Annotated in this window: 13 protein-coding genes; 5 read left to right on the forward strand and 8 right to left on the reverse strand. The window is 71.1% G+C overall.

From position 1 onward, the window contains the following. Positions 1-76 precede the first annotated feature (76 nt). The 3 genes from BLU22_RS09150 to BLU22_RS09160 are packed head-to-tail and all read right to left on the reverse strand — an operon-like array spanning position 77 to position 3,220. Positions 77-1,402, reverse strand: coding sequence for a sigma-54-dependent transcriptional regulator (locus tag BLU22_RS09150; RefSeq protein ID WP_090213811.1), 1,326 nt, complete (start codon positions 1,400-1,402; stop codon positions 77-79). Positions 1,403-1,404: 2 nt separating this feature from the next. Further along, positions 1,405-3,000 carry a two-component system sensor histidine kinase NtrB gene (locus tag BLU22_RS09155; RefSeq protein ID WP_090216363.1) on the reverse strand — a complete coding sequence of 532 codons (1,596 nt, stop codon included), beginning with the start codon at positions 2,998-3,000 and terminating at the stop codon, positions 1,405-1,407. Continuing rightward, positions 2,984-3,220: a PP0621 family protein gene (locus BLU22_RS09160; RefSeq protein ID WP_090216366.1), complete on the reverse strand. Its 237-nt coding sequence runs from the start codon at positions 3,218-3,220 to the stop codon at positions 2,984-2,986. Before BLU22_RS09160 ends, BLU22_RS09155 begins: the two co-directional genes overlap by 17 nt. 170 nt (positions 3,221-3,390) lie before the next feature. Between BLU22_RS09160 and BLU22_RS09165 the strand changes: the two genes are divergently transcribed. After that, positions 3,391-5,025: an NAD+ synthase gene (locus BLU22_RS09165; RefSeq protein ID WP_090213813.1), complete on the forward strand. Its 1,635-nt coding sequence runs from the start codon at positions 3,391-3,393 to the stop codon at positions 5,023-5,025. A gap of 21 nt (positions 5,026-5,046) precedes the next feature. Here BLU22_RS09165 and BLU22_RS09170 read toward each other — a convergent pair whose 3' ends face one another. Together BLU22_RS09170 and BLU22_RS09175 are read right to left on the reverse strand one after the other, a co-directional pair. Further along, positions 5,047-5,919 carry a cation diffusion facilitator family transporter gene (locus BLU22_RS09170; RefSeq protein ID WP_090213814.1) on the reverse strand — a complete coding sequence of 291 codons (873 nt, stop codon included), beginning with the start codon at positions 5,917-5,919 and terminating at the stop codon, positions 5,047-5,049. A gap of 10 nt (positions 5,920-5,929) precedes the next feature. Then, positions 5,930-6,346, reverse strand: a complete 417-nt coding sequence (locus BLU22_RS09175) for a polyribonucleotide nucleotidyltransferase (protein ID WP_090213816.1) — start codon at positions 6,344-6,346, stop codon at positions 5,930-5,932. A 179-nt stretch (positions 6,347-6,525) separates the two neighbouring features. Here BLU22_RS09175 and hrpB point away from each other — a divergent pair, with 179 nt between their 5' ends. The 4 genes from hrpB to BLU22_RS09195 all read left to right on the forward strand — a co-directional run bounded on the left by hrpB (position 6,526) and on the right by BLU22_RS09195 (position 11,175). After that, complete coding sequence (gene hrpB, locus BLU22_RS09180) at positions 6,526-9,072, forward strand: ATP-dependent helicase HrpB (RefSeq protein ID WP_090213817.1); 2,547 nt, start codon at positions 6,526-6,528, stop codon at positions 9,070-9,072. Between the two features lie 196 nt (positions 9,073-9,268). Continuing rightward, positions 9,269-10,015 carry a sulfite exporter TauE/SafE family protein gene (locus BLU22_RS09185; RefSeq protein WP_090213819.1) on the forward strand — a complete coding sequence of 249 codons (747 nt, stop codon included), beginning with the start codon at positions 9,269-9,271 and terminating at the stop codon, positions 10,013-10,015. Between the two features lie 51 nt (positions 10,016-10,066). Next, complete coding sequence (locus tag BLU22_RS09190; protein ID WP_090213820.1) at positions 10,067-10,306, forward strand: CDGSH iron-sulfur domain-containing protein; 240 nt, start codon at positions 10,067-10,069, stop codon at positions 10,304-10,306. A gap of 38 nt (positions 10,307-10,344) precedes the next feature. After that, positions 10,345-11,175 (forward strand): SDR family oxidoreductase, encoded by an 831-nt coding sequence (locus BLU22_RS09195; protein ID WP_090216368.1) that lies wholly within the window; start codon positions 10,345-10,347, stop codon positions 11,173-11,175. Position 11,176: 1 nt separating this feature from the next. Here BLU22_RS09195 and BLU22_RS09200 read toward each other — a convergent pair whose 3' ends face one another. From BLU22_RS09200 to BLU22_RS09210, 3 genes are all read right to left on the reverse strand, one after another. Continuing rightward, positions 11,177-11,947: a hypothetical protein gene (locus BLU22_RS09200; RefSeq protein ID WP_090213822.1), complete on the reverse strand. Its 771-nt coding sequence runs from the start codon at positions 11,945-11,947 to the stop codon at positions 11,177-11,179. 77 nt (positions 11,948-12,024) lie between these two features. After that, entirely contained in the window at positions 12,025-13,263 is a 1,239-nt protein-coding gene (locus tag BLU22_RS09205; RefSeq protein ID WP_090213824.1) for a TIGR03862 family flavoprotein, read from the reverse strand. Positions 13,264-13,441: 178 nt separating this feature from the next. After that, positions 13,442-14,467: a sensor domain-containing diguanylate cyclase gene (locus tag BLU22_RS09210; protein WP_090213825.1), complete on the reverse strand. Its 1,026-nt coding sequence runs from the start codon at positions 14,465-14,467 to the stop codon at positions 13,442-13,444. Positions 14,468-14,493: the final 26 nt, after the last annotated feature.

The raw sequence follows: 14,493 nt of genomic DNA on the forward strand, positions 1-14,493 counted from the left end.
GTCGATTAGGCGACGAAACATGCACCGTTTTAGGGTTTGCGGGTGCGTTGAATTGGTGCGCTCCGGAGGCGGCGAATCAGTCGATGCCCAGTTTCTTCAGCCGGTAGCGCATCGAGCGGAACGACAGGCCGAGACGCTGGGCGGCGGCGGTGCGGTTCCAGCGGGTTTCCTCCAGGCTCTGCAGGATCGCCTGGCGCTCGATGCGTTCCAGGTATTCCTCAAGGTTGTCCGGCGTGGCGAGCGGGGCGCCTGCGCAGGCGACGCCCGGCTCCTCCAGACGCAGGTCGGCGGCCTCGATCCGCGCGCCCTCGCACAGGGTGTGCGCGCGTTCGAGCATGTTCTCCAGTTCGCGCACGTTGCCGGGGAAGCGATAGCCCTGCAGTCGGGCGAGCGCCTCGGGGGTCAGGCGCGCCGGCGCGCTGGTGCTGGCCGCGGCCAGGCGCTGCAGGCAGTGCTCAGCGAGCAGGGCGATGTCCTCGCGGCGCTCGCGCAGCGGCGGCACGCGCAGTTCGATAACGTTGAGGCGGTAATAGAGGTCCTGGCGGAAGCGCCCGGCGGCCACCTCGCCGGCCAGATCCTTGTGGGTGGCGCAGAGCAGGCGCACGTCGACGGCCACTTCCTGCTGGCCGCCGATGCTGCGCACGGCCTTTTCCTGGATCGCGCGCAGCAGCTTGACCTGCATCGGCAGCGGCAGGTCGGCGACCTCGTCGAGGAACAGGGTGCCGCCGTCGGCGGCGCGGAACAGTCCGGGCTTGTCCTCCAGGGCGCCGGTGAAGCTGCCCTTGCGGTGGCCGAAGAATTCGCTCTCCATCAGCTCGGAGGGAATCGCTCCGCAGTTGACCGGCACGAAGGCCGCGGCGGCGCGCGGGCCCTGGGCGTGGATTAGGCGCGCCACCAGCTCCTTGCCGGTGCCCGACTCGCCGCTGATGTAGACCGGCGCCTGGCTGCGCGCCAGCTTGGCGATCTGCCCGCGCAGGGCCTGCATCGGCGGCGCCTCGCCGAGCAGGCGCGGCATCTGCGGCGCGCTGCTCGGCGATGCGTGCAGGCGCAGGGCGCTGCCCACCAGCTCGCGCAGGCGGGCCAGGTCCACCGGCTTGGTGAGGAAGTCGAAGGCGCCGGCCTTGAGGGCGTTGATCGCCAGATCCAGGCTGCCGTAGGCGGTGATCATCGCCACCGGCAGGTGCGGATACTGCTGCTGGATGCGCTGTACCAGGTCCAGGCCGCTGCCGTCGGGCAGGCGCATGTCGGTCAGGCACAGGTCGAAGCGCTCGCGGGCCAGCCACTCGCAGGCCTCGGCGAGGTTGCGGGCGCTGCGGGTTTCCAGCTGCATGCGGGCGAGGGTGATCTCCAGTAGTTCGCGGATGTCGGGTTCGTCGTCGACGATCAGGGCTCGTTGCAACATGCTCAGCTCGTACTGTCGGGGTGGGCGAAGGTGATGCGAAAGCAGGCACCGTCCTCGCGGGGCAGATGGTCGAGGCGCGCGCGGTTGCTTTCGCACAGCTCGCGGGCGAGGTACAGGCCCAGGCCCGTGCCCTGGGTCCCGGTGGTGAAGAACGGCTCGAACAGCTGTTCCTGCAACTCCTCGGGGATGCCGTCGCCGTCGTCGCGGATCTCCAGGGCCGGCAGCCCGCTGCGCGCGTCGCGCCGCAGCTCCAGCCAGAGCTGGCCGCGCCCGTGGCGCTGTGTGCTGTGGCGCAGGCCGTTCTGTACCAGGTTGTTGAGTACCTGCAGCAGCTGTTGCGGGTCGCAGCGGGTCTGCAGCGAGGTGGCCGGAGTGGCGAGGTGCAGGCGGGCGTCGGGGCTGAGGGTTTCCTGGGTCTCGGCGACGAAGCGGTGCAGCCAGTAGCGCAGGTCGAGCAGCTGCGGTTCGGCGGGGCGGCGCCGCGACAGCTGCAGGACGTTCTCGACGATCAGGTTCATGCGCCGCGCATGGTCGAGGACGATCTGCGTCAGGCGCCGGTCGGCGGGGGCGAGCTGCTCGGCTTCCTGCAGCAGCTGCGCGGCGTGGCTGATCGCCCCCAGCGGATTGCGGATCTCGTGGGCGATGCCGGCGGCCAGGCGGCCGAGGGCGGCGAGCTTGAGCTGCTGGGCCTGCTGGGCGAGCTGCGAGACGTCGTCGAGCAACACCAGCAGGCTGCCTTCGCCCTGCTGGCGCAGCGCGACGAAGCCGGGCTGCAGCAGTGGCCCGGCGGCGTGCGCCTGCAGCGGTGGGGGTTGCAGGGTCGGGTTGCGGCTCCATTGCTGCAGGCGTTCGAGCAGCGCCGGGCAGCAGTCGCCGAGGCGTCGGCCGAGCAGCTCGGTCTGGCCGAGCAGCGCCAGGCTCGCCGGGTTTGCCAGCAGCACCTGCTGCTGCGCGCCGACCACCAGGATGCCGCTGTGCATGTGTTCGAGGATCAGTGCGTTGAGCGCCTGCAGGTCGGCCGCGGTGGCGGCGTGGCGGTGCGCCAGGCGTTCGCTGCTCTGCTGGCGGCGCACCAGCAGGCGGATCAGCAGGGCGGCGGCGAAGCACAGGGCGCCGAGCACGCCGGCCTGCAGGTAATGGGCGCTGGACGCCGGCTGCCCGAGGCTGAGGTGGAAGGTCAGGTAGAGCAGGGCGAGGCTGGCCAGGGCGGCGAGCAGCAGGCCGAGGCGCTCGGGGAGCAGCACGTTGGCGATCGCCACCGAAATCGCCAGCAGGCCGCCGAGGCCGCTGGCCACGCCGCCGGCGGCGTAGAGCAGCAGGCTCAGGCAGGCGAGATCGGCCAGCGCCAGGGCGAACAGCGGCCAGGGACGGTCGGGGCGCTGCACCAGCAGGGCGATGACCAGGTTGCCGGCCAGGTAGGCCCAGGCGCCGCCCTGCAGCAAGGCCGGCTGCAGTTGCGGCAGCAGCGCGTCGTGCAGGTCGCCGGCCAGCAGCACGCTCAGCGCCAGGCCGATGCTCAGCCGGTAGAGGTGATAGAGGCGCAGGACTCGCCGGCCCTGCGGGTCGTCGGCCAGCGGGGTGTCAGTCGCGCGGTTCAGAGTCGGCGTCCTGCGGCAGATGCTCGCGGCAGCAATACCAGTGCGTGCCTTGAGCCAGCGCTTCCTTGCGCGGGATGTGGATGCCGCAGTGCGCGCAGCGCACCATCGCTTCGGGAGTCGGCGGCGGCGGGGCGGCGGACGGGCGGCGCGGGCGCAAGAAGCGCCGCCAGAGCCACCAGACGACGGCACCCAGGGCGATCAGGATCAACAGGCGAGCCATGGCGGTCCGTATGCAGTGCGAAAGGGGCGCCAGTGTAGCCAAGCGGCCCCGGCTCGCCCAGCGCCGGGGCCGGCGACTGTGCGTTGTTTCCGCCGCCGTCGTTGCGGGACAATTGCCCCACCGCAGGTCGCGCGACGGCGACCTGCTTCCCTGACGAGAGCGCAAAACCGATGAGTCAAGTCCTGCGGGTCGCGATGGCCCAACTCAACCTGCGTGTCGGCGACATCCATGGCAATGTCGAGCGCATCATCGAGGCCGCCGCCCAGGCCCGCGAGCGCTGGCAGGCCGATGCGATCCTGTTCCCCGAACTGTCGCTGTGCGGCTACCCGCCGGAGGACCTGCTGCTCAGGGACAGCATGCAGCTGCGCATCGAGGCCGCCCTGGAGCGACTGTGCCGCGAGGTGCGCGGCATCCGCCTGGTGCTGGGCTTTCCGTGGGTCGAGGGCGGGCGGCGCTACAACGCCTGCGGGCTGATCGAGGACGGCGCGCTGCGGGTGCGCTACTTCAAGCGCAAGCTGCCCAACTACCAGGTGTTCGACGAGAAGCGCTACTTCGACGCCGGCGACTCGCCCTGCGTGGTGGATATCGCCGGGGTGCCGGTGGCGCTGAGCATCTGCGAGGACATCTGGCACCCCGAGCCGATGGCCGCGGCGCGCGCGGCCGGTGCGCGGCTGATGCTCAACCTCAACGCCTCGCCGTTCCACCTCGGCAAGCAGGCCGAGCGCGAGGCGACCCTGGCGGCGCGCGCCGCCGAGGGCGGCATGCCGGTGGTCTACGTCAACCAGGTCGGCGGTCAGGACGAACTGGTGTTCGACGGCGGCTCCTGCGTGGTGGCCGCCAACGGCCATGTGCTGCAGCGCGCCCCGGCCTTCGAGGAAGGCCTGTTCCTCGCCGAGCTGCAGGTCGACGCCGAGCGGGTGCAGCCGCAGCCCGGCGCCTGCGCGCCGCTGGCCGGCGAGGAGGCCAGCGTGTACGGCGCGCTGGTGCTCGGGGTGCGCGACTATGTGCGCAAGAACGGCTTCAAGGGCGTGGTGCTCGGCCTCTCCGGCGGCGTCGATTCGGCGCTGACCCTGGCCATCGCCGTGGACGCCCTCGGCGCCGGGCAGGTGGAGGCGGTGATGATGCCCTACCGCTACACCGCGCAGATCAGCCTGGAAGACGCCGAGGCCGAGGCGCGCACCCTGGGCGTCGCCTACAGCGTGCTGCCGATCGCGCCGATGGTCGAGGCCTTCATGGACACCCTGGCCCCGGCCTTCGCCGGCCTGGGCCGCGACACCACCGAGGAGAACCTGCAGGCCCGCTGCCGCGGCACCCTGCTGATGGCGATCTCCAACAAGAAGGGCTACCTGGTGCTGACCACCGGCAACAAGAGCGAGGTGGCGGTCGGCTACTGCACCCTGTACGGCGACATGGCCGGCGGCTTCGACGTGCTCAAGGACGTGCCCAAGACCCTGGTGTTCCGCCTCTGCCAGTACCGCAACAGCCTGGCCGGCGAGGTGATTCCGCAGCGGGTCATCGACCGTCCGCCGTCGGCCGAACTGGCCCCTGATCAGAAGGACGAAGATTCGCTGGCGCCCTATCCGGTGCTCGACGAGATCCTGCGCCTGTACGTCGAGGAGGACCTCTCGGCCGACGCCATCGTCGCCCGCGGCTTCGCCGCCGATACCGTGCGCAAGATCCTGCGCCTGGTCGATCTCAACGAGTACAAGCGCCGCCAGGCCGCGGTCGGCCCGCGCATCACCCAGCGCGGCTTCGGCCGCGACCGCCGCTACCCGATCACCTCGGGCTGGCGCCTGGGCGAGTGAGCGCGCCGCCCTGGCGCGGTGCTAGTCGTGCGGGTCGGCGTGGACCAGCACCTCGGCGCGCGGGAACTCGGCGCGGATCGCCAGCTCGACGGCCTCGCAGAGGGCGTGGGCTTCCTGGAGGCTGAGCTGGCCCGGCAGGTCCAGATGCAGCTGGACGAACCAGCGGGTGCCGGACATCCGCGTGCGCAGGTCGTGGGCGCCGAGCACGCCCGGCACGTCGAGGGCCAGCAGCCGCATGCGCTCGCTGGTTTCCAGCGGCAGTTCCTGGTCCATCAGCACCGCCGCCGATTCGCGGACGATGGTCAGGGCGTTCCAGAAGATGTACAGGGCAATGGCCATGCCGAACAGCGCATCGGCGCTGCGCCAGCCCCAGGCGGCCAGCAGCAGGGCGGCGAGGATGCTGGCGTTGAGCAGCAGGTCGGAGGCGTAGTGCAGCGAATCGGCGCGGATCGCCGTCGATCCTGTGGTGCGCACCACATGGCGCTGGAACATCAGCAGCAGGCCCGTCAGGGCCAGTGACAGCAGCATCACCGCCACGCCGATGCCGGTGGCCTCGATGTCCTGCGGCGCCTGCAGGCGCTCGAAGCCGCGCCAGCCGACCAGCAGGGCGCTGAGAGCGATGAACAGCGCCTGGCCGAGGCCGGCCAGCGCCTCGGCCTTGCCGTGGCCGTAGCGGTGGTTCTCGTCGGCCGGTTGCAGCGCGTAGTGCACGGCGATCAGGTTGATCAGCGAGGCGGCGCCGTCCAGCAGCGAGTCGGTGAGGCCGGCGAGCAGGCTGACCGAGCCGCTCAGCCACCAGGCGAAGGCCTTGGCGGCCACCAGGATCAGCGCGGTGCTCAGGGCGGCGACCGAGGCCAGGCGCATCAGGCGGCCGTGTTCGCGGCTCGGGTTCATGGCGGGCTCCTCAGGCGGCCGGACGCAGGCCGTAGGCGGCCAGTTGCTCGATGCCGCCGGCCTGCTGGATCAGCCGCGGATCGTCCAGTGGCAGATCGCGGGCCAGCTGTTCCTGCAGGATGGCATGTAGCTGCGCGCGGTCGATGCGCCCGTCGGCGCCGATGGCGTCGCGCAGGCGCTCGGGGGCCACCGAGTAGCGGCCTTCGGGCAGATAGATGGCGCCGGTGGCGAAGTCGATGGCGAAGGCGATCAGCCCCGGCACCACATAGAACAGGATGCCGACGGCGTTGAGGGCGGCGACCGCCGGGTCGATCTGGCCGTTGAGCTGGCCGCGGCGCTCCGGGTAGAACAGGGTGCCGCAGCCGGCCAGCTGGGCGAGCAGGCTGCTGGCCAGCAGGGCGGCGAGGATTCGCGAGGGACTACGCATGCATCGTTTCCTTGACATGAACGCTACTGACAACCGACCACGGCGACGGCGCACAGTTGCAGGTGCGTGACGCCGGGCGGCATCCGGGGGCGCAGTGTACGCGGCCCGCGACGGCTGCCGGAAGCCGGCGGCGGCGCGGCTATAATCGCCGCCCTTGCCGTCTGCCGTAACGAGAACTCATGAGCCTGTCCACCGCCCTGCCCATCGATGCCGCCCTGCCTGCGCTGCGCGCCGCCCTGGCCGAGCGCCACGAGGCGGTGCTGGAGGCGCCGCCCGGCGCCGGCAAGACCACCCGCGTGCCGCTGGCGCTGCTCGACGAGCCGTGGCTGGCCGGGCAGCGCATCGTCATGCTCGAACCGCGCCGGCTGGCCGCGCGCGCCGCCGCCGAGCGTCTGGCCAGCGAGCTGGGCGAGCGGGTCGGCGAGACTGTCGGCTATCGCATCCGCCTGGACAGCCGGGTGGGGCCGAACACGCGCATCGAGGTTGTCACCGAGGGCATCCTCGCCCGTCGCCTGCAGGACGACCCGGGCCTGGAGGGTGTCGGCCTGGTGATCTTCGACGAGTATCACGAGCGCAGCCTGGACGCCGACCTGGCCCTGGCGCTGACCCTCAGCGGCCGCGAGCTGCTGCGCGAGGGGCCGCCGCTCAAGGTGCTGCCGATGTCGGCGACCCTCGACGGCGAGCGTCTGGCCGCACTGCTCGGCGATGCCCCGCTGGTGCGCAGCGAAGGGCGCATGTACCCGGTGGACATCCACTGGGGCCGCGCCGCCCAGCCCGGCGAGGCGCTGGAGCCGCGGGTGGTGCAGACCGTGCTGCAGGCGCTGGCCGAACAGGGCGGCAGCCTGCTGGTGTTCCTCCCCGGTCAGGCGGAGATCCGCCGCGTGCAGGCGGCGCTGGAGGAGACGTTGGCCAATCGCGCCGACATCCTGCTCTGCCCGCTGCACGGCGAGCTGGAGCTGGCCGCCCAGCGCGCTGCCATCGAACCGGCGCCGGCCGGGCAGCGCAAGGTGGTGCTGGCCACCAACATCGCCGAGACCAGCCTGACCATCGACGGCGTGCGCGTGGTGATCGACGCCGGCCTGGAGCGGGTGCCGCGCTTCGACCCGGCCAGCGGCATGACCCGCCTGGACACCCAGCGCATCTCCCGTGCCTCGGCCACCCAGCGCGCCGGGCGCGCCGGCCGCCTGGAGCCGGGGGTGTGCTACCGCCTGTGGTCGCAGACCCAGCACGAGCAACTGGCCGCCCACAGCAGCGCCGAGATACTCCAGGCCGATCTGACCGGCCTGGCCCTGCAGCTGGCGCGCTGGGGTGTTGACGACGCCGGCGAGCTGGTCTGGCTCGACGCGCCGCCGGCCGCCGTGCTGGCCCAGGCCCGCGAGCTGCTGCAGCGCCTCGGCGCGCTGGAGCCGCGCGGCAAGGGCTGGGCGCTGACCGCCCACGGCCAGGCGATGGCCACGCTGCCGGCCTATCCGCGCCTGGCGCACCTGCTGCTGCGCGGGCAGAGCCTCGGCCTCGGCGCGCTGGCCGCCGATCTCGCCGCGCTGCTCTCCGAGCGCGACATCCTGCGCGGCGCCGGCGCCGACCTGCACAGTCGTCTGGCCCTGCTGTCCGGCGAGGCGCGCGGCCCGCGCGGCGCCCAGGGCGGCGTGCAGCGCGCCCGCCAGCTGGCCCGCCAGTTCCGCAATCTGTTGCCGAAAGGGGTCGAGCAGCCGGTCGCCGATCCCGAGCATCCGCGCTGGCTGGGCTGCCTGCTGGCCTTCGCCTATCCCGACCGCATCGCCCGCCAGCGCCGTGCAGGCGGTGCCGACTACCGCCTGGCCAACGGTCGCGCCGCGCAGTTCGGCGAACCCGATGCGCTGATGAAGCACGAGTGGCTGGTGGTCGCCGACCTCGGCAGCCGCCAGGGCCAGCGCGAGGAGCGCATCTACCTGGCCGCCGACCTCGACCCGGCGCTGTTCGACGGCCCGCTGGCCGAGCAGGTGCGCGATGTGGAGCTGCTCGACTGGGACGAGCGCGAGGGCGTGCTGCGCGCCGAGCGCCAGCGCCGGGTCGGCGAGCTGGTGCTGTCCAGCGAGGCGCTGGCCGGGCTGGACGAGGCGGCGCGCGGCCGCGCGCTGGCCGCGCTGGTGCGGCGCAAGGGCCTGGAACTGCTGCCGTGGACGCCCGAGCTGCGCCAGTGGCAGGCGCGCATCGCCCTGCTGCGTCGTCTCGACCTGGCGGAAAAGGGCGCCAGCGAATGGCCGGACGTCGGCGACGCGGCGCTGCTCGCCAGCCTGGAAGACTGGCTGCTGCCGTATCTGGGCCGGGTCAGCCGGCTCAGCCACTTCGCCGCGCTGGACCTTCCCGCGATCCTCCAGGGCCTGCTGCCCTGGCCGCTGCCGCAGCGCCTCGACGAGCTGGCGCCGAAGACCCTGGAAGTGCCGTCCGGATCGAGGATCCGTCTCGACTACGGCGAGGAGCCGCCGGTGCTGGCGGTGCGCCTGCAGGAGCTGTTCGGCCTGGCCGCCACGCCGCGCATCGCCGGCGGGCGCCTGGGCGTCAAGCTGCACCTGTTGTCGCCGGCGCAGCGCCCGGTGCAGGTGACCCAGGACCTGGCCAGTTTCTGGGCCAACACCTATGCCGAGGTTAAGAAGGACCTCAAGGGGCGCTACCCCAAACACTACTGGCCGGACGACCCGCTGATCGCCGAGCCCACCGCGCGGGCCAAGCCGCGCAAGCCGAGCTGAGGCGCTGTGGCGGAGATCGGTAGGGCGCCCGCTGAGCGATTACCTGCCAGGCAGGCCGGGCCCACTTTGCCGGTAGAAAATCGCTGCGCGAGTTTTCTACCCTACGCCCGCCTGCGGCGCTGCACTGCAGGACGTGCGGTGCTGCCTGCGGCTTCCTACAATGGCCACCTCTTTTTCTGCCTTGAGGCCCACGGCCATGGACCTACTGCCCGCATCCCTCTCCCTGCTGGATGCCTGCATCCTGATCGCCACCGCCGGCTTCACCTCGCTGCTTACCGGCGCCATGGGCATCGGCGGCGGGGTGCTGCTGCTGGCGATCATGGCCGGCATCGTGCCGGCCGCCGCGCTGATTCCGGTGCACGGACTGGTGCAGCTCGGTTCCAACGGCAACCGCGCGCTGATGACCCGCCGGCACATCGACTGGGGGCTGCTCAAGCGCTTCGCCCTCGGCGCGCTGGCCGGCGCGCTGCTCGCCTCGCTGATCGTGGTGCAGCTACCGCTGCAGTGGATCCAGTTTAGCGTCGCCGCCTTCATCCTCTATCTAGTCTGGGGGCCGAAGCCGGCGCAGCGCAGCCTGGGCGGCGCCGGGCAGGTGCTGGCCGGCGGCTTCACCACCCTGGTGTCGATGTTCGTCGGCGCTACCGGGCCGCTGGTGGCCGGCTTCATCCACCGCCACGACATGGACAAGCTGGCCACCACCGCCACCTTCGCCGGCTGCATGAGCGTCCAGCACCTGCTGAAGATGAGCGTGTTCACCGCCGTCGGCTTCGCCTTCTGGGACTGGCTGCCGCTGGTGGCGGCAATGATCCTCGCCGGTACCCTGGGCAACTGGCTGGGTCTCAAGCTGCTCGACCGCATGCCGGCGGCGCAGTTCAAGCGGGTGTTCCGCTGGGTGGTGACCCTGCTGGCGCTGCGCCTGCTCTGGCAGGCCGCCGGGTTCTGAGTGCGCCGGGCCGGCTATGCTGGAGGGCGACACCTTCTGCGGAGAACGGCCATGACCCAGCCCCGAGTCGCCCAGCGCAGCCCCTGCGCGGTGGAAGTGGAAGCCGGACGCGAATACTGGTGGTGCCGGTGCGGGCTGAGCCGCAGCCAGCCGTTCTGCGACGGCTCCCATCGCGGCACGCCCTTCACCCCGCTGCGCTACCGCCCGCTGCGCAGCGAAACCCTGTACTTCTGCGCCTGCAAGCACACCGCCACGCCACCGCTGTGTGACGGCGCTCACAAGCTTGTGTAGGCTCGCAGGGAAAAAGCCGGAGACAGCCGATGCGCCGGGTGATTCGCAAGGTATTCGTCAGCAAGGTGTTCGAACGCAAGGTGGTGCTGGTCACCGGCGCCTGCGCGGGGATCGGCCGGGCGCTGGCCCAGCGCTTCGCCCAGGCCGGAGCGCGGCTGGTGCTGCTGGATCTCGACCAGGCGGCGCTGGACAGCCTCGCCCAGCACCTGCGCGACCACCACAACGTCGAGGTGCTGGCGCTGCGCTGCGATGTGGCCGAGGCCGCCGTGGTGGAAGCGGCGGTGGCGCTGGCGGTGGAACAGTTCGGCGGCATCGACCTGCTGATCAACAACGCCGGGATCACCCATCGCAGCCGCTTCGCCGACACCGATCTGGCGGTGTTCCAGCGCATCATGCAGGTCAACTACTTCGGCGCCCTGCACTGCACCCGTGCGGCCCTGCCGAGCCTGCTGGCGCGGCGCGGGCAGATCGTGGTGCTCAGCTCGCTGTCGGGCTTCGCGCCGATGCTCGACCGCAGCGCCTACAACGCCAGCAAGCACGCCCTGCACGGGCTGTTCGAGACCCTGCGCCTGGAGCTGGCCGGCAGCGGCGTCAACGTCATGCTGGTATGCCCCGGTTTCACCGCCACCGACATCCGCAAGAAGGCGCTGGTCGGCGACGGCTCGGTGACGGCGCAGCCGATCCCCTTCGTCGGCAAGGTCAACGCTCCCCAGGACACCGCCGAGGCCATCTACCGCGCCGCCGTGCGCCGCAAGCGCCTGCTGATCCACTCCAACGTCAACTGGCTGGCCCGTCTGCTGGCGCGCCTGTCGCCGCGGCTGTTCGAGCGCTGGCTGGTGCCGCGCCTGTCAGGTGTGGTGAGGCGCTGACTCAGCGGCGAGGCAGCACTTTGTTGCGTGGCAGGTATGAATTGGCACCTCGCCCCGAGCGAGCGTCATCGATCAGCTCCGAAAGCTTCGAGAGGAACTCCGGAGAGGCTCCGCCACTGGGGGGCTCCTTGATGAGGGCGAACTCGCAGAGGCTGGCGAGGATTTGCCCGTAGGTGCTGATGAAGTTTGAAAGGTTGCCGGTGCTGATGTCGGTGGGAAAAAACTTGTCCAGAGTGAGCTGGTTCTCATCGGGCCTGGAGATCGATACGCCGGTCCAGCCTTTCAGACGTGCAAAGGTAAAAAGCCACTGCTCCAGATCGCGCTGCGATAGTGCTTCCGGTTGCTGGGACTCGACGAGCAGTTTCCCGAAAGTCGAGCGCCAAGACTGTATTTCCTGCCCCCCCTCCAGGCTGAAGGGGGCATGAATGTCCCGGTTCTTCGGGAATATGCGGTTGTATATCGCTTGTGGATTATGGAATTCCACGTTCAGCACTTTCTCTGTGTTTCCGAGAAGCTCTCTGAACTCTTCGTAGTGAAACCGATACTCTTGCCAGCGCGCCTGTCTGGCCGCTGTTGCGGACTGCATGGCCGTGAATCGTGCGGCTTGCCAGGCGGCGATTGCCGCCGTTGCCGTCGCGATGGCAGAAAGCACCGAGAAAGCGCCATCTATCTTTATTTCCCAGAAATTGCTGCTGGGAACGAGGTTCGCCCAGATGACGCCGGCCAGAAACAGCAGGGTGCAAATGGTCAGGGTGTAAAAGTCCTTTTTCATGTTCTGTCCGAACCGATGGGGTGTGCCCCTAGAGTTTCATGTCGGACGCCACGTGGGCGCCGGGACGTGCATGACGGTCAGCGGGCGCGCTGCCTGCCGAGCCACTCCAGCACCCCTCGCCCGGCGCGGCGGCCGCTGGCGAAGCAGGCGGTGAGCAGGTAGCCGCCGGTCGGCGCTTCCCAGTCGAGCATCTCGCCGGCGCAGAACACGCCGGGCAGGGCGGCGAGCATCAGGCGCGCGTCCAGCGCCTCGAAGGGCACGCCGCCGGCGCTGCTGATCGCCTCGTCCAGCGGCCGGGGGCGCACCAGCTCCAGCGGCAGGGCCTTGATCGCCGCAGCCAGGCGCGGCAGGTCCTGCCAGGTGGCCGCATCGGTCAGCTCGCGCAGCAGGCCGGCGCGCACCCCGTCGATGCCGATGCCGGCCAGATGGCGGGCCATGGAGCGCGAGCCGCGCGGCTTGTTCAGCGCCGCCAGCACCTGCTCGCGGGTACGGTTGGGCAACAGGTCGAGATGGATCAGCGCGCCACCGTCCTGGGCGATGCGCTCGCGGATCGGCGCCGACAGCGCGTAGATCAGGCTGCCTTCCACGCCTTGCGCCGTGACCACGAACTCGCCCTGGCGGGCGGGCAGCCCGTCGATGGCGATAGCCACCGGCTTGACCGGCGCGCCGGCGAACTTTTGCGCGAAGAACGGACTCCAGCCGGCCACCTCGAAACCGCAGTTGCTCGGCGCCAGCGGCGCCACGGCGATGCCGCGCGCTGCCAGCAGCGGCACCCAGGCACCGTCCGAGCCGAGCCGCGCCCAGCTGCCGCCGCCCAGGGCCAGCACGCAGGCGTCGGCCTGCAGCGCCTGCTCGCCGTCGACGCCTGCCAGGCGCAGGCTGCCATCGGCGTTCCAGCCCAGCCAGCGGGTGCGGGTGTGCAGGACAACGCCCTGCTCGCGCAGGCGCTTGAGCCAGGCGCGCAGCAGTGGCGCGGCCTTCATGTCGGCGGGGAACACCCGCCCGGAGCTGCCGACGAAGGTGTCGATGCCCAGTCCGTGGATCCAGGCGCGCAGGGCGTCGGCGTCGAAGTCGTCGAGCAGGGCGCCGATCTCGGCGGCGCGTGCGCCGTAGCGGGCGACGAACGGCGCCTTGGGCTCGGCGTGGGTGATGTTCATCCCGCCGACCCCGGCGAGCAGGAACTTGCGCCCCAGTGAGGGCATGGCATCGAACAGCTCGACGCGCGCCCCGCCGGCGGCGAGGACTTCGGCGGCCATCAGGCCGGCCGGGCCGCCGCCGACGACGGCGACCAGCGGGCGGGGGGACGGGGTGGACATGGCGGCGACCGGGCAACAAGACAGGGGGCGGCATTCTAGGCGGCGCGGGCGGCAGCGTCGAGGCACCGCCTAGAGCGAGCCGGAAGCTCGGCGGCGTGCATCGGGAGCCCGCGCATGCCGGAGCGCGGTTCGAGCCGGGTTGACGCGCGCGGCCCCGGCGGGCAGCGGGCGCCGCGATCTAGGCGGGCATCACCCGGTTGCGGCCCTGGCGTTTGGCCTGGTACAGCGCGCGGTCGGCGCGGGCCAAGGCGCTGGCCGGGCCTTCGCCCTCGCGCAGCAGGGTGCTGCCGATGCTCAGGCTCAGCCGCAGCTCGGCCTGTTCGGTGCGCACCGGACTGTCGGCCATGTTGTGCCGCACCCGTTCGGCGATGCGCGCCAATTCCTCGGCGTTGTTGACCCGGGCAAGGACCACGAACTCCTCGCCGCCGATGCGCGCCACCAGATCGCTCGGTCGCAGACTGGCGCCGAGACGCCGCGCCGCTTCCCACAGCGCCTGGTCGCCGCAGGCGTGGCCGTGGCTGTCGTTGACCGCCTTGAAGTGGTCGATATCGCAGATCAGCAGGCCCAGCTGCAGGCCCTTGGCCTTCACCGCCGCCTGCTCGCGCGGCAGCAGGTGGTCGAGGCCGGCGCGGTTCCACACCTGGGTCAGCGGGTCGAGCATGGCCTTGCGCTGGGCGCGGGTCAGCGCCTGGCGCAGTTCCTCGGCCTGGCGCGACATGGCGTTGATCTTCAGGTAGCCCATGGCCAGGTAGGCGAAGTCGCGCAGGCGGGCGCGCTCGGTCTCGCTGAGGGTGCGCGGGTGATGGAAGTCGAGCAGGCAGAAGGTACCGATCGGCTGGTCGCCGTCGTCGCACAGCGGCTGGCCGGCGTAGAAGCGCAGGTAGGGCGGGCCGGTGACGATGGGATTGTCGCAGAAGCAGGGATGCAGGCGGGCGTCCTCGACCACCAGCATCTCCTCGCGCTCGATGGCGTGACTGCAGAAGGAGATCTGCCGCGGCGTTTCGCTCAGCTCCAGACCGTTGCGCGCCTTGAACCACTGGCGGTCGTGGTCGATCAGGCTGATCAGCACCGCCGAGACGCCGAAGGATTCGCGGGCCAGGCGCACCAGGGTGTCCAGGTGCGGGTCGGCCGGCGTGTCGAGGACCTCCAGGCTGTCCAGGGCGTTCTGGCGGCGAATTTCGTCGATGGGCGGGCGACCGGACATGCACAGCTCCTGGGCAGGGGGAGAAC

Source organism: Pseudomonas guangdongensis (genome assembly GCF_900105885.1).
Classification (GTDB): domain Bacteria; phylum Pseudomonadota; class Gammaproteobacteria; order Pseudomonadales; family Pseudomonadaceae; genus Geopseudomonas; species Geopseudomonas guangdongensis.